Origin of the sequence: Rhodococcus sp. SGAir0479 (genome assembly GCF_005484805.1) — a bacterium.
Lineage (GTDB): Bacteria > Actinomycetota > Actinomycetes > Mycobacteriales > Mycobacteriaceae > Prescottella.
This window is the reverse complement of sequence record NZ_CP039432.1, coordinates 772,407-795,521: the sequence shown is the minus strand read 5'-3', so window position 1 is coordinate 795,521 and position 23,115 is coordinate 772,407. Positions and strand designations below refer to the sequence as shown.

24 protein-coding genes and 1 pseudogene are annotated in these 23,115 nt (G+C 71.5%); 15 read left to right on the top strand and 10 right to left on the bottom strand.

What is annotated here, in order from left to right; genetic code table 11:
• Window positions 1–62 precede the first annotated feature (62 nt).
• The 3 genes from E7742_RS03800 to E7742_RS03790 all read left to right on the top strand — a co-directional run bounded on the left by E7742_RS03800 (window position 63) and on the right by E7742_RS03790 (window position 2,518).
• On the top strand, window positions 63–761 hold the full coding sequence (locus E7742_RS03800) for an NUDIX hydrolase (protein ID WP_137797722.1): 699 nt from the start codon (window positions 63–65) through the stop codon (window positions 759–761).
• 124 nt (window positions 762–885) lie between these two features.
• Window positions 886–1,917 (top strand): T3SS (YopN, CesT) and YbjN peptide-binding chaperone 1, encoded by a 1,032-nt coding sequence (locus E7742_RS03795; protein ID WP_137797721.1) that lies wholly within the window; start codon window positions 886–888, stop codon window positions 1,915–1,917.
• A 169-nt stretch (window positions 1,918–2,086) separates the two neighbouring features.
• Window positions 2,087–2,518: a DUF7144 family membrane protein gene (locus E7742_RS03790; RefSeq protein WP_137797720.1), complete on the top strand. Its 432-nt coding sequence runs from the start codon at window positions 2,087–2,089 to the stop codon at window positions 2,516–2,518.
• Between the two features lie 47 nt (window positions 2,519–2,565).
• On the opposite strand, the gene E7742_RS03785 is transcribed toward E7742_RS03790, so the two are convergent.
• On the bottom strand, window positions 2,566–2,964 hold the full coding sequence (locus E7742_RS03785; protein ID WP_137797719.1) for an SHOCT domain-containing protein: 399 nt from the start codon (window positions 2,962–2,964) through the stop codon (window positions 2,566–2,568).
• 195 nt (window positions 2,965–3,159) lie between these two features.
• Between E7742_RS03785 and E7742_RS03780 the strand changes: the two genes are divergently transcribed.
• Window positions 3,160–3,438, top strand: a complete 279-nt coding sequence (locus E7742_RS03780; RefSeq protein ID WP_137797718.1) for a GNAT family N-acetyltransferase — start codon at window positions 3,160–3,162, stop codon at window positions 3,436–3,438.
• 107 nt (window positions 3,439–3,545) lie between these two features.
• A complete protein-coding gene (locus E7742_RS03775) occupies window positions 3,546–4,544 on the top strand; it encodes an MBL fold metallo-hydrolase (protein WP_137797717.1) in 999 nt (332 codons plus the stop codon).
• A gap of 46 nt (window positions 4,545–4,590) precedes the next feature.
• Here E7742_RS03775 and E7742_RS03770 read toward each other — a convergent pair whose 3' ends face one another.
• The gene (locus tag E7742_RS03770; protein WP_137797716.1) at window positions 4,591–4,791 is read right to left on the bottom strand and encodes a hypothetical protein; all 201 of its coding nucleotides are present in this window, start codon (window positions 4,789–4,791) and stop codon (window positions 4,591–4,593) included.
• An 11-nt stretch (window positions 4,792–4,802) separates the two neighbouring features.
• Window positions 4,803–5,729, bottom strand: a complete 927-nt coding sequence (locus E7742_RS03765; RefSeq protein ID WP_137797715.1) for an SPFH domain-containing protein — start codon at window positions 5,727–5,729, stop codon at window positions 4,803–4,805.
• Window positions 5,730–5,873: 144 nt separating this feature from the next.
• Here E7742_RS03765 and E7742_RS03760 point away from each other — a divergent pair, with 144 nt between their 5' ends.
• Entirely contained in the window at window positions 5,874–6,659 is a 786-nt protein-coding gene (locus tag E7742_RS03760) for an enoyl-CoA hydratase/isomerase family protein (protein WP_137797714.1), read from the top strand.
• A 43-nt stretch (window positions 6,660–6,702) separates the two neighbouring features.
• Window positions 6,703–6,825 (top strand): hypothetical protein, encoded by a 123-nt coding sequence (locus E7742_RS23590; RefSeq protein ID WP_302660618.1) that lies wholly within the window; start codon window positions 6,703–6,705, stop codon window positions 6,823–6,825.
• Here the strand turns inward: E7742_RS23590 and E7742_RS03755 are convergent.
• The 3 genes from E7742_RS03755 to E7742_RS03745 all read right to left on the bottom strand — a co-directional run bounded on the left by E7742_RS03755 (window position 6,822) and on the right by E7742_RS03745 (window position 8,449).
• Window positions 6,822–7,307: a DUF2029 domain-containing protein gene (locus tag E7742_RS03755; protein WP_137797713.1), complete on the bottom strand. Its 486-nt coding sequence runs from the start codon at window positions 7,305–7,307 to the stop codon at window positions 6,822–6,824. The genes E7742_RS23590 and E7742_RS03755 overlap by 4 nt on opposite strands.
• Window positions 7,308–7,309: 2 nt before the next feature.
• The gene (locus E7742_RS03750; RefSeq protein WP_137797712.1) at window positions 7,310–7,525 is read right to left on the bottom strand and encodes a helix-turn-helix transcriptional regulator; all 216 of its coding nucleotides are present in this window, start codon (window positions 7,523–7,525) and stop codon (window positions 7,310–7,312) included.
• A gap of 63 nt (window positions 7,526–7,588) precedes the next feature.
• Window positions 7,589–8,449, bottom strand: a complete 861-nt coding sequence (locus tag E7742_RS03745; RefSeq protein WP_175420395.1) for a spermidine synthase — start codon at window positions 8,447–8,449, stop codon at window positions 7,589–7,591.
• Between the two features lie 118 nt (window positions 8,450–8,567).
• On the opposite strand from E7742_RS03745, the gene E7742_RS03740 reads away from it, so the two are divergent.
• The 3 genes and pseudogenes from E7742_RS03740 to E7742_RS03730 form a co-directional block, all read left to right on the top strand.
• Window positions 8,568–9,308, top strand: a complete 741-nt coding sequence (locus E7742_RS03740) for an aspartate/glutamate racemase family protein (RefSeq protein WP_254699153.1) — start codon at window positions 8,568–8,570, stop codon at window positions 9,306–9,308.
• A gap of 183 nt (window positions 9,309–9,491) precedes the next feature.
• Window positions 9,492–10,133 (top strand): hypothetical protein, encoded by a 642-nt coding sequence (locus E7742_RS03735; protein WP_254699152.1) that lies wholly within the window; start codon window positions 9,492–9,494, stop codon window positions 10,131–10,133.
• A gap of 608 nt (window positions 10,134–10,741) precedes the next feature.
• Window positions 10,742–14,092, top strand: a pseudogene (locus E7742_RS03730) (cation-translocating P-type ATPase); the annotation flags it as partial.
• A 62-nt stretch (window positions 14,093–14,154) separates the two neighbouring features.
• Here E7742_RS03730 and E7742_RS23700 read toward each other — a convergent pair.
• Window positions 14,155–14,223 (bottom strand): hypothetical protein, encoded by a 69-nt coding sequence (locus tag E7742_RS23700; RefSeq protein WP_354371112.1) that lies wholly within the window; start codon window positions 14,221–14,223, stop codon window positions 14,155–14,157.
• Between the two features lie 150 nt (window positions 14,224–14,373).
• Between E7742_RS23700 and E7742_RS03725 the strand changes: the two genes are divergently transcribed.
• Complete coding sequence (locus E7742_RS03725; RefSeq protein ID WP_137797709.1) at window positions 14,374–14,658, top strand: hypothetical protein; 285 nt, start codon at window positions 14,374–14,376, stop codon at window positions 14,656–14,658.
• Between the two features lie 6 nt (window positions 14,659–14,664).
• Here the strand turns inward: E7742_RS03725 and E7742_RS03720 are convergent, their stop codons facing one another.
• Together E7742_RS03720 and E7742_RS03715 are read right to left on the bottom strand one after the other, a co-directional pair.
• Window positions 14,665–15,309, bottom strand: coding sequence for a response regulator (locus E7742_RS03720; RefSeq protein WP_137797708.1), 645 nt, complete (start codon window positions 15,307–15,309; stop codon window positions 14,665–14,667).
• Window positions 15,297–16,550, bottom strand: a complete 1,254-nt coding sequence (locus tag E7742_RS03715; RefSeq protein WP_137797707.1) for a sensor histidine kinase — start codon at window positions 16,548–16,550, stop codon at window positions 15,297–15,299. The genes E7742_RS03720 and E7742_RS03715 overlap by 13 nt, the downstream gene beginning before the upstream one ends.
• A gap of 109 nt (window positions 16,551–16,659) precedes the next feature.
• On the opposite strand from E7742_RS03715, the gene E7742_RS03710 reads away from it, so the two are divergent.
• The 4 genes from E7742_RS03710 (at window position 16,660) to E7742_RS03695 (ending at window position 21,647) form a co-directional block, all read left to right on the top strand.
• Complete coding sequence (locus E7742_RS03710; protein WP_137797706.1) at window positions 16,660–17,430, top strand: ABC transporter ATP-binding protein; 771 nt, start codon at window positions 16,660–16,662, stop codon at window positions 17,428–17,430.
• A 2-nt stretch (window positions 17,431–17,432) separates the two neighbouring features.
• Entirely contained in the window at window positions 17,433–19,946 is a 2,514-nt protein-coding gene (locus tag E7742_RS03705; protein ID WP_254699151.1) for an FtsX-like permease family protein, read from the top strand.
• A 142-nt stretch (window positions 19,947–20,088) separates the two neighbouring features.
• The gene (locus E7742_RS03700) at window positions 20,089–21,354 is read left to right on the top strand and encodes an MFS transporter (protein ID WP_137797704.1); all 1,266 of its coding nucleotides are present in this window, start codon (window positions 20,089–20,091) and stop codon (window positions 21,352–21,354) included.
• Window positions 21,351–21,647, top strand: coding sequence for a DUF2470 domain-containing protein (locus tag E7742_RS03695; protein WP_137797703.1), 297 nt, complete (start codon window positions 21,351–21,353; stop codon window positions 21,645–21,647). The genes E7742_RS03700 and E7742_RS03695 overlap by 4 nt, the downstream gene beginning before the upstream one ends.
• A gap of 113 nt (window positions 21,648–21,760) precedes the next feature.
• On the opposite strand, the gene E7742_RS03690 is transcribed toward E7742_RS03695, so the two are convergent.
• Window positions 21,761–23,095: an HNH endonuclease signature motif containing protein gene (locus E7742_RS03690; RefSeq protein ID WP_137797702.1), complete on the bottom strand. Its 1,335-nt coding sequence runs from the start codon at window positions 23,093–23,095 to the stop codon at window positions 21,761–21,763.
• Window positions 23,096–23,115 lie beyond the last annotated feature (20 nt).

Below are 23,115 nucleotides of genomic sequence, written 5' to 3'. Positions count from 1 at the left end.
GACACCCCCATTGGATCGAAGTTGCGCTAAACATTAGATCACCATTGCGCTAACCTGCAAGGGTGGCTCGACAGTCAGCAGGAACCTCGTGGCGCGACCGCGCGGGCAAATCGCTCACCGACTACCCCCGCCCCTCGGTGGCGGTGGACGTCGCGGTCCTCACCGTCCGCACCGGGAGGCTGCACGTCGTGGTGGTCGGTCGCCCCGACGGCGGGTGGGCGCTGCCCGGCACTTTCCTCCGCCCGGGTGAGCGCCTCGCCGACGCCGCCGAACGCGCGCTGCGCACCAAGGCCGGCCTGACCGGTACCGGCTTCCATCAACTGGCGATGTTCGACGCCCCCGACCGGGACGACCGCGGTTGGGTGCTGTCGATGGCCCACGGCGCCGCCCTGCCCTCCGAGGATCTCCCCGCCGACACCCAGCTCGTCCGCGTCGACGGCCGGACGGTCGCCGAACCCCTCGCGTTCGACCACGCGGCCATGGTGGCGCACGCGGTCGACGATCTGCGCGAGCGCTACACCCGCCGCGTCGACCCGTCCGGACTCCTGCAGGAGACGTTCACGGTTCTCGAACTGCGCCGTCTGTACGAGACGGTCTTCGACCGCGCCCTCCCGAAGGACTCGTTCCGGCGACTGGTGATCGATGCGATCACGCCGACGGGCCGGACGGCGAGCGTGGGGTCCGGCCGGCCGGCCGAGCTGTTCCGTCGGCGCGGCGACGGCGACCTCGCCCCGGGCGCCGCACGCGTGCTCACCGACTGACCACTCGCGCCGCGGCCCGGCGCCCGAAAGTTGTCGGCCCCCCGAGCTAGGTTGAACCGGACACGAACGGGGTACCACCCAGTTACTCGCACGTGCCGCACCGGCCCGACAGACAGGGGGCATCATGTTCGACGACACGAGTTTCGACAGCACCGACTTCGACGCGGCCGTGGATCGAGCGTGGATCTCGTTCCAGCGCAAGCTCGCCGACCACCTCGCCGCCATGCGGACCGACGACATCCTGATCCTGGACTGGATCGACGAGACCACCGTGGACGGCTTCACGCCGTGGATCCAGTTCCTGCTCTGGGACGACGAGTACGTGCGCGCCGAGGTGTCGTCCAACGCCTACCTCGCGCCGCAGTACCGCCTCGGTTCCGCCGACGAGACCCGGCTGGTCGAGCTCGGCTGGGTGCCTCCCACCCGGCTGCCCGACGACGAGCCCGACGACGGGTCACCGGCGTTCTTCATCGACCGCGAACAACGGTGGGCCGACCAGATCGCGGCGATCGCGGTCACCACGCTGCGCGAGACGTGGAGCGTCCCGCATCCCAGCTTCCTGCGCCCGGAGATCGTGGGCACGCTCGAGGGCACCTACCTGCTGGGCGGTGATTCGGCCGATACTCAACCGGCACACCCGTCGCCGACACTCGACGACACCGCCTCCGTGCTGGCACGCGATCCCGCGGAGCTACGGGACCTGGTGGCCCGCACCGTCGAACAGACGCTCGGGTTCCAACCGGAGATCGACGAGGACGGTGACGTCGTGCTGCGGCTCGACGACGATCAGCCGGTGTTCGTGATCGCGCACCCCGAACGGCCCCTCGTGCGGGTGTGGGTGCCGCTACTGCACGGCATCATCGGCCGCACTCGCGCCGCCGAGAATCTGTGCGACCTCACCCGGCGCTGGCCCGGCATCCGGTTCACGCTCGACGACGACCGCCTCAACGCGTCGATCGACATCTCCGGAAATCCGTTCGTGCCGCGCCATCTCGCCGACGCGCTCGACCAGCTCAGCGCGTTCGTACCGCTCGTCGACACACAGTTCGCGGCGCGGTTCGGCGCGGCGCGGTTCGCCGACGGACTTCCCGACGACGAGAGCGACCCGTCCGATACCTCGGTCGACGACGACGGGGGCGCCCGGCCGCAGTGGTGACGCCGGCGTCCCGGCACCGGTCCGTCCCGCGGCGTTACGTCCCGCGGTAGGTCCCGCGGTGGTGATCACTCAAATCCGCGACCCGGGGGCCCAAGCCCGCCCGGCGGGCCGCCCGCTGGGTGCAGAATGGTGCCACCGCGGGCGGTGGAACTCGGGAAGGGGCACCACCATGTCGGACGAGACGGTTGTGGACGAGACGGTCATCGAACAGGCGGTCGCCAAGGGAACGGCGCTCGGCGGCGCCGTCCTGCTGATCACCGCCGGCGTGCTCGAGTTCTTGCAGGGCCTGTCGGCGGTGACGGAGGATCGGATCGTCACCATCGAGGTCGGTTACCTCTTCCGCCTGACCGACACCGCGTGGGGCTGGCTGCATCTGGTACTCGGCGTCGTGGTCACCGTCGTCGGCGCGGCACTCTTCACGGGCCGGGCCTGGGCGCGGCTCTGCGCCATGGTGATCTGCGCGGTCTCGATCGTGGTCAACTTCTTGTGGCTGCCGCACTACCCCACCTGGGCGATCCCGATCATCGCGCTCGACGCAGTGGTGATCTGGGCGGTCGCCACGTGGGATCCGCAGCAGAACCGGCCGGCGGCGCGTCGCTGAGGTGGACGGCCGGACCAGCCGGGAGCGGGCGCCATCGCGCCCACGGCTCACCTCAGCGCGTGTTGCTTGCGCTGCTCGAACTCGGCTTCGGTGATGAGTCCGGCCGCGAGCAACTGTTTGGCCTGATCGATCTGGTGCGCTCGTGATCCGCGGGCACTGCGAGCCGCGAAGTCCTGCTCCTCGTGTCGAATTCGGTCGAAGTCGTGCTCGAGGTGCTCGTACGCGGCATGGGAGCGCCGCGCCATGGCGTCGCCCTTGATGATTACGTAGATCAGCGTGGACGCCACCGGTACGACGAGTAGGAAGACGATCCACAGGGCCTTGGCCCAGCCGGAGGCCCGATGGTCGCGGAACAGATCGGCGAAAACCGCGAACAGCACCACCAGATAGGCGCCGAACACGAAGCAAGCGAGGACGGCCCCCGCCACGTTCCAGAAGTTGTTCATGGTTCGACTCCTGTCGCCCATCACACGACTTCGCCACCGGCGAGTCGAGGCCTCGACGCCGGGCTCTCAGTATCCCACCGGCAGGCGGGGCCGGGGCGGGGTTCCGCGAAGCCGGGCAGGCGGGAATACGCAACCCCGATTCGCGTGCTGTACCCGAGTAACGTGCGATCGTAAGCACAACGAAAGGAGCCGGCCGTGGCGAACAGGATCGAACACAACGCCGATCAGAACCGTTTCGAGATCTACGTCGACGACGCCCTCGCCGGGTACGCCGATTACGTGGAGTCGAACGGGGTCCGCGATTTCGGGCACACCGTCACCGATCCGGACTTCCGCGGCCAGGGCCTGGCCGGTCAGGTGGTGAAGGCGGCGCTGGACACCTCGCGCGAGCAGGGTTTCAAGATCGTGCCGTCGTGCTCGTACGTCGCGAAGTACGTCGACTCGCACCCGGAGTACGCCGACCTCGTCGCTTAGCCCCCCGGTTCCGTCGAGTGGGACCCGTCGCACTGCATCCGCGGGGCACGGGGTAACTATGAGGGCATCGATAGAACGGGTTTCAACTAGCCAACGAGGTTGCGCGAATGAGTGATGCTTCGGCCATCGGTGATGGCATCTTCCAGATCTCGGTTCCCATGTCCCACAATCCACTGGGCAGCACGCTGGTCTACGCGATGGAGTCGCCGGGCGGGCTGGTCCTGGTCGACGCGGGCTGGGACGGCGACGAGGGCTGGGAAGGTCTGACGGCCGGACTCGAGTCGGTCGGACATTCCGTCTCCGAGGTGGAAGGCGTGGTGCTCACGCACTTTCACCCCGACCACACGGGGCTGTGCGGCCGCGTCCGCGAGGCCTCCGGCGCTTGGATCGCGATGCACGAGGCCGATCACGACCTGTTCGCGAAGATGTCCTCCAGGCGCGACCAGGAGTGGATGGACTTCCAGCTGTCCAATCTCGAGCGCGCCGGCGCCCCGCACGCCGACCGTGAGGCGTTCCGGCAGGCCGCGGACCGCGAGCCGCCGGTCGGTCCGGAGTCCACGCCCGACCGGATCCTGCTCGACGACGAACTGATCGCGCTCGCCGGCCGAAACCTGCGCGCGGTGTACACCCCCGGCCACACGCCGGGCCACGTGTGCTTCTACCTCGAGGACGCCGACGTGATGTTCACCGGCGACCACGTGTTGCAGAAGACCACGCCGCACGTCGGCAACTTCGTGTACCCGCTCGAGGAGCGGGACGCGCTCGCCGACTTCATGGAGTCGCTGCGACGGGTGCAGAAGATGGACGTCACCCGCGGGCTGGGCGCCCACGGGCTGCCCATCACCGACGTCGCGGGCCGGGCCGGCGAACTGATCGACCACCACGAGGAACGCCTCGACCACCTGTACGAGGCGTTCGCCGACGACGAGATCACCGTGTGGCAGGTGGCCGAGCGGATGAAGTGGTACCGGCCCTGGGACAAGTTCCACCCGATGGCCAAGGGCATGGCGCTGTCGGAGGCCGCCGCGCACCTACGTCATCTCGTCGCGCGCGGACGGGTGGCGGAGGTGCCCGGCACCGAACCGGCGCGGTTCGCCCGCACCTGAACGGAGTCCAGTGGGGCCCGGCGGCACCGGCCGCCGGGCCCCACTGTCATTCCTCGTCCTTGCGCGGCCGTCCGGGCCGACGCATCTTCTCCGCGTTCGACGGCGCCCGCCCCGCCTCGTCGAGCGCCCGCCGCAGCAGGAACTCGATCTGGGCATTGGTGCTGCGCAGCTCGTCGGCGGCCCATCGCGCGAGCGCGTCGTGCACCGCGGGGTCGAGGCGCAACAGCACCTTCTTGCGTTCGACCATGACGGGGCAGCCTACTGGTAGAGGGTTCCGGTGTTGACGACCGGTTGGGCGCCCTGGTCACCGCAGAGCACGACCAAGAGGTTGGAGACCATCGCGGCCTTGCGCTCCTCGTCGAGTTCGACGGTGTGCTCGCGTTCGAGCCGGTCCAGCGCCGCGGCGACCATGCCGACCGCACCGTGCACGATCTGTTCCCGCGCCGCGATCACCGCCCCGGCCTGCTGGCGTCGCAGCATCGCCTGCGCGATCTCCGGGGCGTACGCCAGCTGATTGATGCGGGACTCGATCACCCGCACACCCGCCGATCGAACCCGCTCCCCCACCTCCTCGGACAGCCGTGAAGTGATCTCGTCCGCGTTCTGCCGCAACGAGATCGCGGAACCGTTGCCGTCGTACGGGTAGCTACCGGCGATGTGCCGAACCGCGGCCTCGGTCTGCACGGCGACGAACTCCTCGAAGTCGTCGACGTCGAACATCGCGCGCGCGGTGTCCTCCACCTGCCACACGATCACGGCCGAGATCTCGATGGGATTGCCGTCGGCATCGTTGACCTTCGCCTTGCCCGTGTCGTGGTTGCGGATTCGCGTGGAGATCGCGCGCCGAGTGTCGAGCGGGTTGACCCACCGCAGCCCGTCCTGACGCAGCGTGCCCTGGTAGGAGCCCTGCAGCAACTGCAGTACCCGCGCCTGCCCGGGTTCGACGAGAACCAGTCCGCCCAGCGCCACCAACGCCGCGACCACCACCACCGCTCCACACACCACGAGCGGAATGTTCGTGTCGGACCACACGAGCAGTCCGGCCGCGATGATGCCGGCGCCGGCGAGCACCGCCAATAGTCCCCCGACGGCGACAGGCCAGCCGTTGGCCGACCAGCCCAGACGCTCCACCACCCCGGTCGCCTCCACCACGCTGCGACCTGCTGGTTCGGTCCCCGCTGCCATCGATGTCCTCCTCATCCGCGTGCACCACGCCGTCGCGCCCATTCGAATGAGATATTAAAGTGATATCAGTTTTCAGGCAAACCGCGAACGGCGCGCCGACGGAAAGACATTCCGCCGGACGGAATTACCTTCTACTGTGCTGGCATGAGCATCCTCGTCGACGACCACGCGCGCGTCCGCACCCTCACCCTCGACCGGCCGGAGGCCCTCAACGCGTTCAGCGAGGCGCTCTACGACGCCACCACCGAGGCACTGTTGGCCGCCGCCGACGATCCGAGCGTCGCCGTCGTACTGCTCACCGGCAACGGCCGCGCCTTCAGCGCCGGCACCGATCTACGCGAGATGCAGGCCCTCACAACGGATCCGAACTACCAGCGCGGCAAGCACGGCTTCAACGGCATGATCGACGCCCTCGCCGACTTCCCCAAGCCGCTGATCTGCGCGGTCAACGGCATCGGGCTGGGCGCCGGCGCCACCATCCTGGGTTTCGCCGACCTCACGTTCATGTCCAGCACCGCGCGACTCAAGTGCCCGTTCACCGACCTGGGCGTCGCACCCGAGGCCGCCTCGAGCTTCCTGATGCCGCAACTGATCGGCCGCCAGAACGCCACCTGGCTGCTGATGAGCTCGGAGTGGATGGACGCGGACGAGGCCCGGCAGATGGGCCTGGTGTGGCGGGTGTGCGAACCCGACGATCTGCTCGACGTCGCCCGCGCCCACGCGGAAAAGCTCGCAGCCAAGCCTATTTCGAGTCTGATCGCGGTCAAGCGGACGATGACCGAACCTTTGCGCGCCGCAATCGCCGACGCCCGGGAACGGGAGAACGCCTGCTTCCGCGACATGCTGGGCGGCCCCGCGAACCGGGAAGCCCTGGCCGCCTTCGCCGAGGGGCGCCCGGCGGACTTCACCACCCTCCCGGCAGGCGCCTGAGCGTCCCGCCGCGCGTACCACTGGCCTCGGCATCCTGGTTCCGATGCCGGAGACACTGCTGGCGGCGCTCGTCGGAGTGGGCGCCGCCGGCCTGCTGGGCTTCACCCTGGGCGCGGCCTGGACGGGGGTGCGGGCCGCCCGCGGCCTGCCCCTTCGGGAGGACTAGTCCTCCTCCGCCTCGAAGCGCGCACGCCGACGTCGTGCGGCGGCGATTGCGTATGCCGCGGCGGCGGCGCCGACGGCCGCACCCACCGCGATTCCCCACCACGTGGAGACCGGACTGTCACTGTTCGGCACCATCAGTCGTGCCACGATGCCGACCACCCCCACGGCGTAGAGCACGAGCGCCAGGGCAAGGCGCGGCTTGCTCAGCGTGGCCGTCGCGTGCAGGTCGACGTCCCGATGCCGGGCGAATCCCAACGTGGCGGCGGAAATCCCGACCGCCACCACAAGAACACCCAGCGCCGTCCACGCTCCCACGGTCCCGGCCACCCACGGCAACACCGCTGCGGCGAGGAAGGCCGCCCACAGGAACAGCTGGAATCCGACGGCGGCCGCCTCGTTCCACACGTCGCGTTGCCGCTCGTCCCGGTAGAACTCGTCGTCGAGATCACCGACCACCCGCATGGCAGTGACGAAAGCGCTCACGGTCATCCCTCCTCGTTCAGCGGGAACAGCATCTCCACCGTCGTTCCCAGTGCCGCCGCGAGCCGCAACGCCAGGTAGACGCTCGGCGCGTAGTCACCGCCCTCCACCGACACGATGCTCTGTCGGCTCACCCCACCGGCCCGGGCCAACTCGGCCTGGGTGATCCCGGCCGCCTTTCGGTGTTCGCGGACTCGGTTCCGCCGCGGCTTGTCGGACACGACAAGAAGTAAAGGATGCTTGACACTAAATGTCAAGCATCCTTGTCACTGCGTCGTCGCCGGCTACTGCACGACCGGGACGTCGCGCAGCACCGTCGCCGCCTCGGCGAATCGGCGTACCTGCGCGTCCTGCCACACGTGCGCCTGAGCGCCGCCGCCGAGCAGGCGACTGGCGAGCGCCGACGACGTCCCGACGGGAGCGTCGCTGCCGGCGATGACGACGTTGCCGTCGCGCCGGCCCTTGAGCATCGCCGGGTCGGCGATGATCGCGGTGTGTTCGAACACCGCACCGATCGTCGCGGCCTCGGCCCGCGCGCCGCGCAGATCCGCGGCCCCGCCGCAGTTGACGACGTAGAGCCCGCCGGGTGCGAGCACGTGGCGCACGTGCCGGGTGAACTCCAGCGTGGTCAACGGATGTGGAGTTTCGTTGCCCGCGAACACATCCCGCACGACGATGTCACGACTGTCCTCGGTGAGCGCTTCGGTGACCGCGCGCGCCTCCCCCACCCGCACCCGCAGCAGCGGCGCCCGGGGCAGATCGAACCAGTCCCGGACCAGCACCGCGAGGCGTCCGTCGAGCTCGACGACGACCTGCCGCGCCTGCGGGTACTCGGCCGCGAAGGCCCGCGCGAGCGTGCACGCCCCGCCGCCGAGGTGGAGGAACCGCAACCGCGACGACGGATCCCACTGGGAGCGGACCAGTTCCGCGATCCACCGCATGTAGTCGAATGCCAGCGCGCGCGGGTCGGTGAGGTCGATGTGCGAACTGGGCTCGCCGTTGATCCGGACTATCCAGCTCTGCTGGTCGAACGGATCGGGCTCGAGTTCGCACGTGCCGGTGTCGATCTCGTACACCCCGGCGACGGGTCCGTCGGATCGCTCCGGACCGCCGTCATTCCTGCGGCCGCCCCGCTGCCTGCCCATCGACGCCATCCCTACTGCCGGTCTGCGCCACCACTGCGCACGCCCGCCGACAAGGGTAGCGGTGGGCGATGGGAGGTTCGGGCCGGTCCCCCGTGGACTCGATGAGAAGGTGGACCACATGAACGAGACGCCGATGCGCCGAATCGGGATGTTGGGCGGAATGAGCTGGGAGTCGACGGTCGAGTACTACCGGCTCACGAACGAGCTGGTGCGCGCTCGTCTCGGCGGCGTGCACTCGGCCCGGATCGTCCTCGACTCGGTGGACTTCGCCGACATCGAGACCCTGCAGGCGGCCGGGGAATGGGAGAAGGCCGGCGTCGCACTCGCGGCGAGGGCACACGCGGTCGAGGCTGCGGGCGCGGAGCTGATCGTCTTGTGCACCAACACGATGCACGTGGTCATCGACGCGATCGAGGACGCGGTCTCGGTTCCGGTGCTGCACATCGCCGACGCCACCGCCCGCAGCATCCGGGCCGCCGGCCTCACCCGGGTGGGCCTGCTCGGGACGGCCTTCACGATGGACCGGGACTTCTATCGCGGACGGCTTGCCGGCCACGGCATCGACACCATCGTGCCCGGTGCATGGGATCGGCAGACCGTGCACACCGTCATCTACGACGAGCTGGTCCGCGGCATCGTGTCCGACGCCTCCCGCGACGCCTACCGCGCCGTGATCGAACGCTTGGTCGTAGACGGCGCCGAGGGCATCATTCTCGGCTGCACCGAGATAGAACTTCTCGTCTCCGCGAGCGACAGCCCGGTGCCCGTCTTCCCCACGACCCGGCTTCACGTCGAGGCCGCCGTGGACCTGGCGTTCGGTGATCGACTCGACGGTCGCTCCGAGGAACCGTCCACCTAAACCATCCGGTCGCGACCTTCACTTCCCGCACAACCCTTGACACACTGGACGATTCGACTCGTTCTCCCCGAGACCGGTTCACATCACGAGTGGTCGGGTTTAGACTCGGCTACGAGTGGAAACCCCCCTCCCACGACAGACGTACGCGACGATTTCGCCCGCGAACCGAACGATGGGAACTCGATGGAACCGACAGGGAACACCTCGCACAACGGGCACGGATCCGGTAACGGCGGTTTGTCGTTCGCCGACGGTGCCGTTCGGACCGTGTCCGGCCTCGCCGAGGTGACGACCTCGTCCATCGGGGCCCTCGGCGGCGCCGCGGTGGGGAGCGTCGTCGGGGGGATGCGGGGCGTCGTCACCGGAGTCGCCGACGGCGCGCGCCGCGGGCTCGGCCGTGGCAGCCACTCGACACCGGCCGCCGTCCTCACGATGGCCGCCGCGGGTGCGGCCGGCCTGATCGAGTGGCCGGTGGTCCTCACCGTCGGGGGCGCCGCGCTCGTACTGCGACAACTGCACGAGCGCGGCGCGCAGCCCGGCCGCACCGACACGAACCACGCCGAGCCGGCACCGCCGGCGGTCGCTCCGGAGGCCGCCGGGCTCCCCGACACGCACACGGCGCAGGTTCCCATCCCCGAGGACTCCGCGACAACGACGACCGCCGCGACGACGCCGTCCGCGAACCCGGTGCGGAAGACCGCCCCGCGAGCGGCGACGCCCGAGAGCACCGTCGCGGGAAGCACCCCGACGCAGAAGAGCACGGCGGCGAAACAGCCCACCACGAAGAGCACGACACCCCGGCCACGGGGGCGTACCGCTCGGTGAGAATCGCGGGGGTCCGGACTCTGGCCGGGCAGGCCCGCGGGCTGCCCGGTCGGTCTCTCCACGCCGCGCTCACCACCGTCACCGTCGGAACCGCCGCCACGGCCGGTGTGGTGACCGGGGTGCTGGCGCCGTGGACTCGCCAGAGCCCGCAGACGCCGGCCTCGTCACCGCCGCTGCCGCCCGCGTGGGACGACACCGTACTGGCCGCTCGCGTCACCGCCCTCACCGCGCACTCGGTCGGCTTCGGGCTCGCGGCGGCCGGGCGAGTGCTGCGAATCCCCCGCCTCCCGGCGGCCGCAGCTGCACCCGTGACGCTTCTCGACTACCAGCCTGCGGCGCGGCGGCTGCTCGAGGCGGCGGTCGGTCCCGCTCGCGCCGACCTGCTGCTGTCGACCCTCACCGCGGCGAGTTACACGCTGGTGCAGGCGCCACCGTCGCTCGCGATCGAGGCGCTGATCCGCGCCTCCATAGTGGGCGAGGTGATCGCCGCCCGCCGTGCCTGGGAGCGCAGTGGGCGCCGTCCGGCACCGGACGCGGCGCCTCGCCCACCGGTGTCCGGTCCCGTCGACCGTCACCTCGTCCGTGCCGGCTGGGCCCAGCTGGCTAGCATGGCCGCGGTGGGCCTGGCCAGCCGAAGCGTCACCACCGCCGGCACGGCCGCACTCGTCACCGCCCCGAAGGCGGCGCCCACCGCCCGCGAGTCCTTCGCCAGCACGCTGGGACGGGGCCTCGCCGGCGACCACGACGTCCTGTACCGCGCACCCGACGTGCTGCGCCGGTTCGACGCCGTCACCGCGCTCGTCGTCGACCCACGAGCCCTGCTGACGTCCGACTTACGGGTGAGCCGGATCCGCGGCGTCCGCGACGCGCGCCGCGCCGCGGTGTGGGAAGCGGCCCGCACCGCTCTCGACGCCGGTGCCATCGGGGAGGGTTGGCATCGGCTGGCCGACGTCCCCGGCGCCGGGGCGGAGGATCCCGACGCGGCCGTCCTGATCTCGCCGGTCCGGGACCCGCTGGCGGGGGCCGTGCTCGAACAGGCGCGACAAGCGGGTGTCACCGTCCACTCCGTCGACGACGAGGCGCTGGGCACCCTGCGATCGGCATTCGACGAACTCCGGAAGCCGTCGGGGCCGGTCGACTCCGATCTGGTGTCGACGATCACCGGCCTGCAGGAGGCCGGCGGGACGGTGGCCGTCCTGGCGACCCGCTGCCCCGCCGCCGTCACCGCCGCCGACCTGAGCGTGTGCGTGGCACCGGGCGCGACGACCCCGTCCTGCGACCTCCTCGTACCGGACCTCGCCGCCGCGTGGCGGATCCTGCGCGCCCTGCCGGCCGCCCGTGCGGCCGCCCGTCGCGGCATCGAACTCGCTTCCGGCGCTTCCCTTCTCGGTTCGCTGCTGATGATCCCCGGGACGCACGGGCGAGGCCCCGGACCGGTGAGCGTGGGAGCGGGCGCCGCACTGTGGACGGGCCACTCGCTCGCCCGTCAGGTGCTGGGCGCCGACCCGCCGCGGCCGAGTCCTCAGCACGACTGGCACGCGATGTCGGTCGATCGCGTGCGGCGGCTGGTGGGTTCGCCGCCGCCGCGCCGATCGGTGGCCACGCCCGGCCGGATCGGCACCGGCATCGGTCGACTGCGGCGCCCGGTGACCGGGGCGTGGGCCTTCGGCAGGTCGCTGCGGACCGAACTCGCCGATCCCCTCACGCCGATCCTCGCAACGGGATCGGCGGCCAGTGCCGTGCTCGGCTCCCCCGTGGACGCGATCCTCGTCGGCACGGTGCTGGTCGGCAACGCCGCGCTCTCGGCGGCGCAGCGACTGCACGCCGAGCGCCTGCTCACCCGCCTGCTCGCGGTCGAGGACGCCCCGGCCCGGATCCGCGTCGCGGACGGTGAGTACGAGTCGGTGGATGCGCGGCTGCTGCAGCCGGGTGACGTGATCGAGGTCCGGTCCGGCGAGGTGGTGCCCGCCGACGGCCGACTGATCGCAGTGGACGGGGTGGAGGTGGACGAATCCTCGCTGACCGGCGAATCCATGCCGGTGGACAAGCAGATCGACGCCACCCCGGGCGTGCCGCTGGCCGAACGCAGCTGCATGCTGTTCGCCGGCACGACGGTTCTGACCGGCACCGCGCTCGCCCTCGTCACCGCCGTCGGTGACGACACCGAGACCGGCCGGGCCGCGGCGCTCTCCCCGGCACCGGTGCGGAAGGTGGGCCTGCAGTCGCAGCTGCGCGGGCTCACCGACCGGGTGCTGCCGGTGAGCCTCGCCGGCGGCGTCCTCGTCACGGTCATCTCGATGCTCCGCGGCGGTGGCCTGCGCTCGGCGGTGACGAGCGGCGTCGCGGTCGCCGTCGCCGCCGTCCCGGAGGGCCTGCCGCTGGTGGCGACGCTGGCGCAGCAGGCCGCCGCGCGCCGTCTCACCCACGCGTCGGTACTCGTGCGCGCCCCACGGTCCGTCGAGGCCCTCGGCCGTGTCGACGTCGCGTGTTTCGACAAGACCGGCACACTCAGCGAGGACCGCTTGCGGGTGACCGAGATCCGGCCGACCGGCACCGTCGACCGGGACCGCATCGTCGTGGCCGCCGCCCGCACGTCCGTACTCGCGGACGGCCGCGCCGCACCGCACGCGACCGACCGTGCCGTCGTCGAGGCCGCGCAGCAGCAACCCCGCGCGTTGGTGTCCGACGTCGTCCTGCCGTTCCGCGCAGGACGCCCCTACGCCGCGGCGTTGCAGGGCACCGAACTGACGGTGAAGGGCGCCCCCGAGGTGATCCTGGACGCCTGCGCCGACGATGCACCGCACGCGCGCGACGGGATCGCCGGTGACGTGCAGTCGATGGCGGCCGCCGGCCTCCGCGTGATCGCTGTCGGCCGGCGCACCGTCACCGACGCCGAGGCGAGACGAGCCGCGGCGGACCCCGACGTCGTCGAATCCCTGTGCGCCGGCGGGCTCGAGCCGATCGGGCTGCTGGGATTGTCGGACACGACCCGCCCCGAGGCGGTCGGACTCCTCCCCGAGCTCGAGGAGCGGGGTGTGTCGGTGCGCCTGATCACCGGCGACCATCCGGTCACCGCCGCCGCGGTCGCCCGCGACCTCGGGCTGGACGTCGGCACCGGTGACGTGCTGAGCGGGAGCGAATGGGAGTCGCTGGCACACCGCGACCAGGAGACCGCCGTCCGCGAGCGGCGGGTTTTCGCCCGGATGTCTCCCGAGCAGAAGGTCCAGATCGTGCAGACGCTCGAGCGTTCGGGGCACGTGTGCGCGATGGTGGGCGACGGCGCCAACGACGCGGCCGCGATCCGCGCCGCGAGCATCGGGATCGGCGTCACGTCGCACGGCAACCATCCGGCGCGCAGTGCCGCCGACATCCTCCTGATCGGCGGCCACGTCGACGCGATCCTGGACGCCGTCGACGAGGGCCGGCAGCTGTGGCAGCGGGTGCAGTCCGCCGTGGCCGTGCTGCTGGGCGGCAACGCCGGCGAGGTCGCGTTCGCGCTGATCGGCAGCGCGGTCAGCGGGCGGGCGCCGCTCAACGCCCGACAGTTGCTGCTGGTGAACCTGTTCACGGATGCGTTGCCCGCCGCAGCCCTCGCGGTGAGCCCGCCCAACCGGAACCACGCGTACGACGGCCGCGGGCCCGACCGTGCCGCACTGTGGCGGACGGTCGCCATCCGGGGCACGGCGACGGCGGCCGGCGCGGGTGCCGCGTGGGGAATCGCCTCGCTCACCGGACGCCCGCGGCGCGCGTCCACGGTGGGCCTGGTGGCGCTCGTCGGCGCCCAGTTGGGGCAGACGCTCATCGACTCCCGCAGCCCGCTCGTGGTGGCGACGGCCGCGGGGTCACTGGCGGTCCTGGCCGGGGTGATCAGCGTGCCCGGACTGAGCCAGTTCCTCGGTTGCACCCCGCTGGGGCCGCTCGCCTGGGCCCAGGCCCTCGGGCCGGCCGCCGCGGCGACCGCCGCCGCGGCTCTCACGCCGCGGGCACTGGCGCGCTGGTCGGAGCGGCGCGTCCCGACGGCTCAGTCGACGACCAGCACGCCGGTCCGCAGCAGCACCGCGTACGCGTGGCGCAACGGCGGCGTGAGCACGGCGGTGACGGCACCGGTCAACGGGTCCGGCGGCGACGGACGCAGGGCCGAGGTGAACGCGGACAACGCGGATAACGAAACGATCACAGTCAACACTGTGACGGCCGAAGGTGTCCGGCAGATGAACGACGAGGATGGGCGGGGCGAACTATGACCGAAGCAACCCTCCACCGCGGGGTCGACCTGCGCTCGCACACCGCCGCCCTGGCCCGGATCAACGCGGGCTCGCGGTTCGCGATCCGCGTGCCCCTGCTCGGCGACATCGGTATCCCGCGCCCCGACCAGCTCGCCTATCTCACCGCGCTGGGCTTGCTGGCGGCCTTCGAGGTGATCGACTGGCCGGTGGCGCTGGCGATCGCCGTCGGGCACGCGCTCGCGGAGGACCAGCGCCATCGCGCGCTGCGCGAGGTCGGTGCGGCACTCGAGAGCGTCTGAGCCGGGTCACGAGCGCAGGTGCGCGAGCACCGCCAGCACCCGGCGATGCCCGCTGTCCGACGCCGCCAGCCCCAGCTTCGCGAAGATGTTGCCGATGTGCTTGCTCACCGCGGTGTCGCTCACCACCAGGCGGCGGGCGATGTCGCCGTTGCCGAGCCCCTCGGCCATCAGTCCGAGCACTTCCGCCTCCCGGGGTGTCAGCGTCCGAATCGGGTCGTCGGCGCGGCGCCGGCTCATCAGCTGGGAGACCACCTCGGGATCCATCACGGTGCCGCCCTCGACCACGCGGCGCAGTGCGTCGACGAACTCCTCGACCTTTCCGACACGTTCCTTGAGCAGGTAGCCGACGCCGCCCGTGCCGCCCGCGAGCAGGTCACCCGCATAGCGGTCCTCGACGTACGCCGAGAGCACCAGTACCGGGAAGCCCGGGCGCCGCCGCCGGGCCTCGATCGCGGCCCGCAGCCCCTCGTTGGTGAACGTCGGGGGCATCCGGACGTCGAGCACGGCGCCGTCGGGACGGTCGGTCTCGAAGGCCTCCAGGAACTTCTCGGCGTCGTCGACGGCGGCGGTCACCTCGATCCCGACGCTGCCGAGCAGCAGCGCGAGCCCTTCCCGCAGGAGCGCGTCGTCCTCGGCGATCAGAATCCGCACGGCAGTTCCACCTCGAGTCTCGTCGGCCCACCGAACGGGCTGTCCATCGTCACCGTCCCCTCGAACGCTGCCACGCGTCGACGGATGCCCGCCAATCCGCCCCCGTCGCGCTCCACCGCGCCACCGGTGCCGTCGTCGACGACCTCGATCACCATGGTCGATCCGCCCGCGACGTCGCTGCGGGTGCGAATGGTGACCCGAACCTGGTGGGCGCCGCTGTGCTTGGCGACGTTGGTCAGCGCTTCCGCGACGACGAAGTACGCGGCGGCCTCCACCGCGGCGGGTGCGCGGCGCAGCTCGTCGACGTCGAGCACGCACGGCACGCTGCTGCGGCCCGCGAGCGCCGACACCGCCCCGTCCAGCCCGAGTTCGTCTAGGACCGGTGGATAGATGTCGTGCACGAGGGTCCGCAGCTCGGACAACGCGTCCGATGCCGCGTCCTGCGCGCGAAGCAGCTGTGGCAGTGCCTGTTCGGGCGCGACACGCAGGGATCGTTCCGCCAAGCCGAGCATCATCACGACGGCCACCAGCCGGTTCTGGGCGCCGTCGTGCAGATCCCGCTCGATGCGGCGCAGCTCCGCCGCGTGCGCGTCGAGGGCGGCGGCCCGGCTCGCCGTCAGCGCCGAAACCCGTTCCGAGAGCGCCATTTCCCGACCCGGCGCGAGCAGGTGCGCAGCCAGGGCCGCCACCGCGCGCGCCAGCAGCGGCGTCAACCACCAGCCCAGCGCGGCGTAACCGATCGCGATGAGCGGCATCGGTGCGGCACCCCACCACGACGTCACCGGGTAGAGGCCGCTGACCGGGTCGTCGGGCGGCATGGTCCACCAGTAGAACGGGATGGCCAGCGAATTGACGGCGGCGGCCGGCAGCCCCAGCGCCAGCAGTCCCGCGGTGGGGGCAGCCACCGCGTGGATCGCGACCCACCCGAAGTCGCGCCGCGTCGACGGCGCCACGAGCAGGCGGCGCAGGTCGTCGAAGCCGGCCCGTTGCGGGATCGGCGGGTAGCCGTCGACGATCGCCGACCCGCGGTAGTACCCGGCGCGGAGCCGCTCCCGGCCCGCCCACCACCGCAGCAGCCGCAGGTACGACGGCAGTGCCACCCATCCCACGATGAGGATCAGCAACGCCCCCACCACCAGGCCCACGACCAGAAGACAGAGGGACACGACGGCAGCGGCGGTCTCGACCGCCAGGAAGCGCAGGGCGCGCCACCGCACCGCGAGCCGTTCGCCGGAAACCATCGCTCCAGCATGCCGTACCGGTCCGGCGCTGTCGGTACAGCCAGCTACACCATCGATCCGGTACCGCGCGGGATGTTCCGTACCGTCGGCGCTCCATAGCGTTTCGGACATGTCCTCCTACACCGCCGCCCCGCCCCTCGTGCAGAGCCCGCCCCGGGCCGCCGTCCGGCTCGCCGACGTCACCAAGACGTACGGGTCCGGGCACACCCGGGTCACCGCGCTCGACGCCGTCAGCCTCGCCCTCGCCCCCGGAACCTTCACCGCGATCATGGGCCCGTCCGGGTCCGGCAAGAGCACGTTCCTGCACTGCGCCGCCGGCCTGGACCAGCCGACCCGCGGTTCGGTGTGGCTGGGCGACACCGAGATCAGTGCGCTGAAGCCGAAGGCCCGCACCGTGTTCCGGCGCGACCACATCGGCTTCGTGTTCCAGGCGTACAACCTCATGTCGGCCCTCACGGTCGAGCAGAACGTGACGCTGCCGCTACTGCTCGCGGGACGCACCACCGACCGCGCGCACCTGGACCACGTGCTGGCGGCGGTGGGCCTGGCCGACAAGCGCGACCGGCGCCCGGCCGAACTGTCGGGCGGCCAGCAGCAGCGGGTCGCGATCGCGCGCGCCCTGGTCACGCAGCCGCACGCGGTGTTCGCCGACGAACCCACCGGCGCACTCGACAGCCGCACCGGACGGCAGGTGCTGGACCTGCTGCACCACACCACCACCGAGCTCGGCCAGACGATCGTCATGGTGACCCACGACCCGGTCGCGGCCGCGCACGCCGACCGGGTCCTGTTCCTCGCGGACGGCCGGCTCGTGGGCCGCATGGAGTCCCCCACCGCCGCCGCGATCGCCGACCACATGACTCATCTCGGGGAGTGGTGACCATGTCACGCGCACGTCTACGCCCGCTCGCCCGCGCCAACATCCGGGCGCAGTGGGGCGGTTTCACTGCGGTGTTCGTCGCGGTCCTGTGCGCCGCCGTCCTCACCTGCGGCCTCGGGGTGCTCTTCGAGTCCGGGATTCGCGGCGGCGTGACCGCGCACCGCTACGCGGGCGCCGACGTCGTGGTCGGGGCAGCCCAGGCTCTCGACGTCCGTGAGGACATCGATCAGCCGTACGTCGAACGGGCGCTGCTACCGGCCTCGGCGGTGGACGATCTGGCCACGATTCCCGGCGTGCGTGCCGCGGTGCCCGACCTCGGGGTTCGCCTGACCGCCGAGGACGGCACCGTCGTCGACGCGCACGGCTGGGCGTCGGCGGCGCTCGCCCCCTACGAGCTCACGGCCGGGCGGGCCCCCACGGCGCCCGACGAGGTGGTCGTGACCGGGGCGGCGCACGGAGCCGTCGGCGATCGAATGACGTTGCGACATGGCGGTATCGCCACCGACTACCGCGTGTCCGGGGTGGTGGCGGCGCCCGAGCCCGAGCCCCGCGACCGGCCCGCCAGCCTCTTCCTCACCGACAGCCGCGCGCAGGCGTTGTGGCCGCACGGCGACCGGGTCGCGGCCGTGGGCCTGCTCGCTGACGACGGCGTGGATGCGGCGACGCTGGCCGGGCAGGCACGTGAGCGTTTGGCGGGCGAAGACGTGCACACCTACACCGGTAGTGCGCGCGGCGACGCCGAGTACCTCGACGTCGGGGCGGCCCGTAGCGAACTGATGATGCTGTGCGGATCGTTCGCCGGTCTGGCGATCCTGATCGCGATGTTCGTCGTCGCCAGCACACTGTCCCTGTCGATCCAGCAGCGACGACGCGAGTTCGCTCTGCTGCGGGCGACCGGCGCCACGCCCGGCCAGGTGCACCGTCTCGTGGGCAGCGAGGTGCTGTCCGTCGCCGGCGTGGCCGCCCTGCTCGGAGTCGGGCCCGGGTACGCGCTGGCCCAGCTCCTGCGCTCCCAGTTCGCCGCCGCCGGCGTGCTCTCGACGGATTTCTCGCTTGCCTACAGCCCGCTGCCGGCCGTGGTCGCGGTGGCTCTGGCGATCGGCACCGCCCGGATCGCCGCGGCCGTCGCCGCGCGCCGACCGGCTCGTCTCGACCCCACCGAGGCGCTGCGCGAGTCGGCGGTCGAACCGGCCTCCATCGGTCGGGTCCGACTCGTCACCGGCATCGTCTTCGGACTCGGCGGGCTCGCGACCTCGCTGCTGCCCGCGGTGCTGCCGGGGCCGGCCGCCCTGGCGGGTGCGGGTGCGTCCGCGGTGCTGCTGGTGATCGCGGTCGCGGTGCTGGGCCCGATGCTGGTGGGCGGCGCTGTCCGACGGTTCGGCGGGCCGCTCCGCCGCAGCGCGTCACCGTCGCTCGTGCTCGCGGCGGCGAACTCCGGGGCACGCGCGCGCCGACTCGCGTCGGCGATCACGCCGCTGGCGTTGGCGGTCGCCATCGGCTCGGTGCAACTGTTCACGCAGGACACCGTCGCCGCGGCCGCCGACCACCAGTCACGCGCCGGGATCACCGCGAACCTGGTCGTGACGGCGCCGGCCGGGCTGGCGCCCACCCTGGTCGACGCGATCGCAGCCGAGCCCTCCGTCCGCGCGGTCAACCCGGTCGCGCGCAGCCAGGCGCTGTTCACGACGGGCGGCGAATCACCGTCCACCGAGCCGTATTCGGTGCAGGGCATCGACGGCGCCTCGACTGCGCCCACCCTCGACCTCGACGTCCGCGACGGCGACCTCGGCGGGCTGCGGGACGGTACGGTCGCGCTCAGCACCGACGCCGCGTTCGGCATGAGCGCGCACGTGGGCGACACGGTGCCGCTGCGTCTCGGCGACGGCACCCTCGTGACCCCCACGGTGATCGCGACGTACGGCCGCGGGCTCGGGTTCGGCGACGTGACGCTCCCGGCGTCGCAGGTGCGGGAGCACACCACCAGCGGCCTCACCGACATGCTGCTGGTCGCGGCCGAGCCCGGGCAGGTCGACCAGGCCCGCGCGGCGATCGGTGCACTCGGTGGCGTCGCGGTGGCCGACCGCGAGCAGTTCGCCGCCGCCGGGCAGGAGGAGCGCCGCACCCAGGCGTGGGTGAGCATCGTCGCGCTCGCGGTGCTGCTCGGCTACCTCGCGGTGGCAGTGGTGAACACGCTCGTGCTCGCCACCGCCGAACGCGGCCGCGAATTCGCCCTGCTCCGGCTCGTCGGCGCGAGCGGCCGGCAAGTGCGCCGGATGATGCGGGCCGAGGCGGTGATCGTCGTGACCGTCGCCGCGGTGCTCGGGTCGGCGGTCGCGTTGCCCCCACTCGCCGGTGTCGCGGCGGCGGTGTCGGGGTCGCCCGTGCCGACCGTCTCGCCGGGTGTCTATGCGCTGATCGTCGGCACCACGGTCGTGCTCGGGCTCGCCGCGATCTCGATCCCCACTCGGACAGCGCTGCGCCAGGACCCGGTGGCCGCCATCGGCACCCGGGAGTAGCGACCGACGATCCCGGAGGATCCCGCCCGGCTTCCGGGCGGGATCCTTCGCGGACGGTCCGCCGGAGCGAAAACCGCTCGCGTGGGTTCCGTCCGCGCTGTTAGCTTCGGGTTCGACGCCCGTCCGACCGAAGGCCCGTGCCGTGACCGCCCCCGTTTCGCCCGAGACCCGGCGCTTCGCGCCGCTCGTCCTGCTCAACGTCGCCACCCTGCTCTCGGCGACCGGCAACGGCATCGTCATCGTCGCGCTTCCCTGGCTCGTGTTGGAACAGACCGGCCGCGCGACCGACGCCGCGATCGTGGCGGGCGCGGCGACCCTTCCCCTGCTACTCGCGAGCCTGTTCTCGGGCACCGTCGTCGACCGGTTCGGCCGCCGCCCCACCTCCCTGGTCTCCGACGCGTTGTCCGCGCTGTCGGTCGCTGCGATTCCGGTGGTCGCGGGCACGGCGGGCCTGTCGGTGCCGGTCCTGGCCGCGCTGGCCGCGCTCGGGGCCACGTTCGATCCGGCCGGCATCGCGGCGCGCGAGTCGATGCTCCCGGCGGCGACGGCGGCCGCTGGTTGGCGGCTCGACCGGGTCAACAGTCTGTACGAGGCGAACTACAACGTCGCCTACCTGATCGGCCCCGGTATCGGTGGTGTCCTCATCGCGCTGGTGGGCGCCGAAAGCACGCTCTGGGTCACCGCCGGCTGCTTCGTCCTCTCCATCGTGACCATCGCCTTCCTGCGCCTCGAGCACGCCGGGCGCCCGGATCACGCGACCCGCCCGGCGTCGATGTGGTCCGGCACGCTCGACGGCCTCCGGTTCGTGTGGCGCGATCGCCTGCTGCGCACCCTCGCGCTCGTGGACATGGTGATCGTCGCGCTGTACCTGCCGATCGAGTCGGTGCTGTTCCCCACGTACTTCACCGAGCACGGCGAACCCGCCCAGCTCGGCTGGGTGCTGATGGCGATGAGCGTCGGTGGACTGGTGGGGGCGCTGTCCTACGGCGCGCTCGCGCCGCACCTGCGCCGGCGCGACCTGATGCTGGTCGCGGTGTCCGGATTGGGGCTGGCGATGATCGGGATGGCGTTCCTGCCGCCGCTGTGGGTACTTCTCGGGCTCTCCGTGGTGATCGGCCTCGTGTACGGGCCGGTGGGACCGATCGCGAACTGGGCGATGCAGACCCGCAGCCCCGAGCACATGCGCGGACGTGTCGTCGGTGTGATGACCTCCACCGCATATGCCGCCGGGCCGCTCGGCTACCTCCTGGCCGGCCCGCTGATCGACCAACTCGGCATCCGGACGACGTTCTTCGCGCTCGCGATTCCCGTGGTCGGGGTGGCTGCGGTGTGCTTCGCGCTGCCGGTGTTGCGTGAATTGGACGCCGACCGGACGCCCCCGACGGTGCGGCTAGGCTCGCCGTCATGACGAGCTTCGATTCGGCCGTGGTCGCCGCCGTGACTGCACACATGAACGGCGACCACACCGCCGACAACCTGCTCATCGTCCGCGCGTTCGCCGAACCGGAAGCCACTGCCGCACGCATGACCGGACTGGACGGTGAGTCCGGCGAGTGGATAGCCGACGTCGCCGGGTCCCAGCGGACCGTGCGGGTGCCGTGGCTCGGCCCGGTCACCGATCGCGCATCGATCCGCACCGAAGTGGTCGCGCTCTACCGCGCCGCGTGCGACGAGCTCGGCGTCGCGCCGAACGAGCACTGACCGCAGCAGAGACACCGGCAGCGTTACCGAGCAGTACAACCCATTGCGGCCGGCACCCTTACTGCGGGTGTCGGCTACAACAGATGGTCGAATTAGCTTGCGGTTCCCCGGGTTCAGGCGGCGTGGGGTCCGGCGCGATTGTGCGCCGGCATGGGTTTCTTGTACGGGTCCACCAGTGACGGCGGGGTGAACCAGGGATGGTGGTCGGCGCCGATCTGCACTTCCCAGTGGGAGTGGTGCAGGAGCCGGTGGTGGTAGTGACACAGCAGCACGAGGTTGTCGAGGTCGGTGGGTCCGCCGTCCGCCCAGTGATGAACATGGTGGCCTTCGCAGTGGGCGGGCGGGGCTCCGCAGCCCGGGAAGGCGCAGCCGTGGTCGCGGGCGATCAACGCCCGGCGTTGCTTCTTGGAGACGGTTCGGGTGGTGCGGCCCAGGTTCAGCGGAATGCCGTCGTCCATCACGACCGGGGTGAGGTGGCAGTCGCAGGCGAGGCGGCGGGCGGTGGCGATGGTCAGCGGTCCCAGGTGCGGGAGGCGCGCGACGTCCCTTTTCTGAAATTGTCTGCTGCCGAACAGGTCCGGCGTGTCGGCGTCCCTGCCTCGGCTCGCCCACGCGCCGTGGTCGTGGTCGTGGTCGGTGCGGGCGAGGTCGCGCGCGTTCACGTGCAGCGACAGGTGCGGTCGCTCGCCGCCCTCGATGGGCGCGTCGCCGGAGTCGAGGTAGCGGCGCAGGATTTCGGCGAACGCTTCCGCCCGCCGCTGCGCCGGCGTGCGGGTCGCGGCGGGGTCGTCGTTCGGGTTCCGCGGTTTCGTCAGCGCGGACAGTGCCGTCAGCAGCATCTCCCCGGTGACTGCGTCGAGGTCGCCTTTGACCGCGACGCGCCCGTTCAGGGTTTTCGAGGCGTGAAATTCGTTGCGGTCACTGTCCTCGCTGGGCGGGAGTTCGTCGGATTCGAAGATCCGCTCGAGCCGTGAGATGCAGGTGCGCACACTCATCGTGGTCGCCGCGGGGTTCGCCGCGCAGTCGAGTAGTACTTGCCGGCACGATGGAAGGGCTTCAAAGGGCATCCCGCGCGGCGGCTGTTCGCAGAACTTGGTGATCAGAGCGGCATGCTCGGACGAAACCTGACCGTTCTCGTGCGCCGCGGCGACCTCGGGTTCCCGCCGCAGCACCTTCCCCAGCGCCAGGATTCGCGCCGCGGCAGGAACTTCCAGCAGCGTGTTGGTTGCGAGCCACTGCTTGACGCTACGAAACCCCAGCGTGTCGAACGAGACTGCGCGCTCGTCGATTTCGGCCACCGCCGTCACGCGCAGGGCTTCGAGGTGTTCGATCAGACGCGAGAGATCCACCGTCGTGCGCACCAGGTCCAACTCGGCCAGTCCCCGCACGTCATCGTGACTGAGCGCCACGAGTGCAGCAGTTGTGGTGTCGAGTCCCCCCGGATTCATGACACGAGGTTAGTTCGAAC

Coding starts and splice junctions, on each gene's coding strand:
- E7742_RS03760 (WP_137797714.1), top strand. CDS start 5,874: ATGAGCATCCTCGTCGACGACCACGCGCGCGTCCGCACCCTCACCCTC.
- E7742_RS03710 (WP_137797706.1), top strand. CDS start 16,660: ATGTCCTCCTACACCGCCGCCCCGCCCCTCGTGCAGAGCCCGCCCCGG.
- E7742_RS03690 (WP_137797702.1), bottom strand. CDS start 23,095: ATGAATCCGGGGGGACTCGACACCACAACTGCTGCACTCGTGGCGCTC.
- E7742_RS03740 (WP_254699153.1), top strand. CDS start 8,568: ATGAACGAGACGCCGATGCGCCGAATCGGGATGTTGGGCGGAATGAGC.
- E7742_RS03790 (WP_137797720.1), top strand. CDS start 2,087: ATGTCGGACGAGACGGTTGTGGACGAGACGGTCATCGAACAGGCGGTC.
- E7742_RS03745 (WP_175420395.1), bottom strand. CDS start 8,449: ATGGGCAGGCAGCGGGGCGGCCGCAGGAATGACGGCGGTCCGGAGCGA.
- E7742_RS03695 (WP_137797703.1), top strand. CDS start 21,351: ATGACGAGCTTCGATTCGGCCGTGGTCGCCGCCGTGACTGCACACATG.
- E7742_RS03735 (WP_254699152.1), top strand. CDS start 9,492: ATGGAACCGACAGGGAACACCTCGCACAACGGGCACGGATCCGGTAAC.
- E7742_RS03785 (WP_137797719.1), bottom strand. CDS start 2,964: ATGAACAACTTCTGGAACGTGGCGGGGGCCGTCCTCGCTTGCTTCGTG.
- E7742_RS03795 (WP_137797721.1), top strand. CDS start 886: ATGTTCGACGACACGAGTTTCGACAGCACCGACTTCGACGCGGCCGTG.
- E7742_RS03725 (WP_137797709.1), top strand. CDS start 14,374: ATGACCGAAGCAACCCTCCACCGCGGGGTCGACCTGCGCTCGCACACC.
- E7742_RS03765 (WP_137797715.1), bottom strand. CDS start 5,729: ATGGCAGCGGGGACCGAACCAGCAGGTCGCAGCGTGGTGGAGGCGACC.
- E7742_RS03770 (WP_137797716.1), bottom strand. CDS start 4,791: ATGGTCGAACGCAAGAAGGTGCTGTTGCGCCTCGACCCCGCGGTGCAC.
- E7742_RS03715 (WP_137797707.1), bottom strand. CDS start 16,550: ATGGTTTCCGGCGAACGGCTCGCGGTGCGGTGGCGCGCCCTGCGCTTC.
- E7742_RS03705 (WP_254699151.1), top strand. CDS start 17,433: ATGTCACGCGCACGTCTACGCCCGCTCGCCCGCGCCAACATCCGGGCG.
- E7742_RS03775 (WP_137797717.1), top strand. CDS start 3,546: ATGAGTGATGCTTCGGCCATCGGTGATGGCATCTTCCAGATCTCGGTT.
- E7742_RS23590 (WP_302660618.1), top strand. CDS start 6,703: ATGCCGGAGACACTGCTGGCGGCGCTCGTCGGAGTGGGCGCCGCCGGC.